4 protein-coding genes are annotated in these 3,181 nt (G+C 41.5%); 3 read left to right on the top strand and 1 reads right to left on the bottom strand.

Annotation, left to right across the window (positions count from 1 at the left end; genetic code table 11):
• Window positions 1-131: 131 nt before the first annotated feature.
• Entirely contained in the window at window positions 132-335 is a 204-nt protein-coding gene (gene thiS / locus FVQ77_17380) for a sulfur carrier protein ThiS (GenBank protein ID MBW8052076.1), read from the top strand.
• Between the two features lie 87 nt (window positions 336-422).
• Here thiS and FVQ77_17375 read toward each other — a convergent pair whose 3' ends face one another.
• A complete protein-coding gene (locus FVQ77_17375) occupies window positions 423-695 on the bottom strand; it encodes a hypothetical protein (protein ID MBW8052075.1) in 273 nt (90 codons plus the stop codon).
• Between FVQ77_17375 and thiC the strand changes: the two genes are divergently transcribed.
• Both thiC and FVQ77_17365 read left to right on the top strand, forming a co-directional pair.
• A complete protein-coding gene (gene thiC, locus FVQ77_17370; GenBank protein ID MBW8052074.1) occupies window positions 682-2,592 on the top strand; it encodes a phosphomethylpyrimidine synthase ThiC in 1,911 nt (636 codons plus the stop codon). The genes FVQ77_17375 and thiC overlap by 14 nt on opposite strands.
• Window positions 2,593-2,909: 317 nt before the next feature.
• Window positions 2,910-3,167, top strand: coding sequence for an ORF6N domain-containing protein (locus tag FVQ77_17365; protein MBW8052073.1), 258 nt, complete (start codon window positions 2,910-2,912; stop codon window positions 3,165-3,167).
• Window positions 3,168-3,181 lie beyond the last annotated feature (14 nt).

Raw genomic sequence — 3,181 nt, 5'->3', positions numbered from 1 at the left:
GCGTTCTTGGCGTCTTTGCGAGAAAACAACATTGGGCAAATAGAAAATATTCTGACTTTAAAGACAGACACTAATTAATAATTACACTAATTTAATTTGTGTAATTCGTGTAATTTGTGGTTTCATCCATCATGACCGTATTTGCAAATAACGAGAAATACAATCTTTCTGAAAACGCTACATTAGAAAGATTACTCGGTGAATTAAAATTAAAAAACGTTACCGGAATTGCCCTGGCAGTGAACAATGTAGTTGTACCCAGATCAAATTGGGATAGCTATAAATTAAAAGCCAACGATAAAATAATCGTAATAAAAGCTACGCAAGGAGGATGAAGAGATGGGAAATGGGAAATGCCCGCCTGCCAAAACTTTGTTTTGTTGTCAGTAGACAATATCCAGTATCCAGCTATTGTCAACTGCCTATGGAGTAAAGGGAGACAGGTTTCCGAAAGTTAGAGTAGGCAGCGGCAGCAGCAGGAGGCAGGACTGCCAACTGCCGCTGCCTACTGCTGCTTGTTTGTAAAGTGGCGGGCAGGGAAAATGGAAGATGAGTGTATGGTTGCACGATTGCATAACTGCATGCCTGCATGCCTCTTCATGCACCCATGCATTCATACATCCATACAAGTTCCAAAATTTAATAGTAACCGGATTTTTATATCCTAAAACATTTTTAATTATGAAAAACCACAAATTACCATCCAACAGCACAATTACCAGAGCGCCCTTTCCAAATTCCAAAAAAGTTTATTTGAAAGGGAATGTCCATGATATTAAAGTAGCCATGCGCGAGATTACTGTAGGTGATTCTTTTGCACATGCGGGTATTAAGAACGGGGCTAATGGAAATGGCTCAAATGGTACTACCTCCTCCGGTAACTTAGACAAAAAGGTGAAGGTAACAGTTTATGATACAAGCGGTCCTTATACTGATCCGAATATAAAAATTGATGTAAAGTTAGGTATTCCCAAACTCAGGGAAGCATGGATTCTGAAACGTAGAGATGTTGAACAATTGAATGAGATCACTTCTGATTATGGTAAAGAAAGACGCTCCGACAGTGATTTAGCGCATCTTCGTTTTGATAGCCTGAAAAAACCGCTTAGAGCAAAACCTGGTATGAATGTTTCCCAGATGCATTATGCAAAGAAAGGCATCATCACACCTGAAATGGAATATATTGCTATCAGAGAAAATCAACGAATGGGGGAGTTAAAAGACAGTCTATCCAGCAGCCAACACCCGGGAAACAGTTTCGGAGCAAACACACCAAGGGGACCTATCACCCCTGAATTTGTAAGGGATGAAGTAGCTGCCGGTAGAGCCATCATCCCTTCTAACATCAACCATCCTGAAAGCGAACCCATGATTATTGGCAGGAATTTCCTGGTAAAGATCAATGCCAATATTGGCAATTCTGCCGTCACATCAAGCATAGAGGAAGAAGTTGAAAAAGCAGTTTGGGCTTGCCGCTGGGGAGCAGATAACATCATGGATCTTTCAACCGGAAATCATATACATGAGACACGTGAATGGATCATCAGGAATTCTCCTGTGCCGATTGGGACAGTACCTATCTACCAGGCGCTTGAAAAAGTAGATGGTAAAGCTGAAGAATTAACGTGGGAAATTTATAAAGACACGCTGATAGAGCAGGCAGAGCAAGGTGTTGACTATTTCACCATCCATGCAGGTGTTTTGTTGCGTTATATTCCTTTAACTGCCAAAAGGGTAACCGGTATCGTTTCCAGAGGCGGATCAATCCTGGCTAAATGGTGCCTGTCGCATCACAAAGAAAATTTCCTTTATACACATTTTGAAGATATATGCCAGATCATGAAAGCTTATGACGTTGCATTTTCGCTTGGTGACGGGCTAAGGCCGGGTTCTATTGCAGATGCCAATGATGAGGCGCAATTTGCTGAGCTTGAAACGCTGGGCGAATTGACAAAGGTCGCCTGGAAACATGATGTACAGGTTATGATCGAAGGCCCGGGGCATGTACCCATGCATTTGATCAAGGAAAACATGGACAAGCAACTGGAAATCTGCCAGGATGCCCCATTTTATACTTTAGGGCCATTGACAACAGATATTGCTCCGGGTTATGACCACATTACCTCTGCTATCGGTGCCGCAATGATTGGCTGGTACGGTACGGCTATGCTTTGTTATGTTACCCCAAAAGAACATTTGGGTTTGCCCAATAAAAAAGACGTAAAAGATGGCGTTATCACCTATAAGCTCGCAGCCCACGCTGCCGACCTGGCAAAGGGGCACCCCGGTGCACAGTACCGGGATAATATGTTAAGTAAGGCCAGGTTTGAATTCCGGTGGGAAGACCAGTTCAACCTTTCATTAGACCCGGATACGGCAAGGGAATTCCACGATGAGACCTTACCCTCTGATAATGCCAAAGTAGCCCATTTTTGCTCCATGTGCGGCCCGCATTTCTGCTCTATGAAAATTACACAGGAAGTGAGAGAATATGCGGCAAAAAAAGAGATTAGTGAGAAAAAGGCTTTGGAAAAGGGGATGGAGGAGAAAGCGAAGGAGTTTGTTGAAGGTGGAGGGGAGATTTATATGTAAGATGGATGTAGCTCAACTTTCAAGTTGAGAGGGGGGGGATTTTGGATGTTGGAAGATGTTTGTTACTTCTACACTTCTACAATTGTAGAACTATGGAAATATTAAAAAAAAAATGAAAATTGAAGATGGAAGATCAGGGTTGGGCGTCATCGGATGGCTCTGCTGGATAAAGTGTGGAGCCATCCGATGAATTTGCTGGCTGGATGTTGGATATTGGTTGTTTGATGTTTGATTTATGAAGTATTATTCAAAAATAAATAACTGATTAAGAAGTTTTTGAGGTCGCAAATTGCGACCTGAAACTAAAACTCTTGCAAATGGAAAATGCCTTTATAAAATCAGGCTATTATTCATTAATTTACAACCTTAGAGGATATAAAGTAATGCTTGATTTTGATCTTGCAGCCCTTTATGGAGTAGAAACTAAAAGACTAAAGGAAAGGGTTAGGCGAAACATTAACCGTTTCCCCGATGATTTTATGTTTGAACTCAGTGAAGAAGAATTTAAAAGTTTGAGGACGCAGATTGCGACCTCAAACAGAGGAGGTAGAAGGTATTCAATTAATAGCAGTTAATATCGGTTAATATC

The organism is Cytophagales bacterium, assembly GCA_019456305.1.
Taxonomy (GTDB): domain Bacteria; phylum Bacteroidota; class Bacteroidia; order Cytophagales; family VRUD01; genus VRUD01.
Note: the sequence above shows the minus strand (reverse complement) of the source record. Positions and strands in the feature narration are given on the sequence as shown.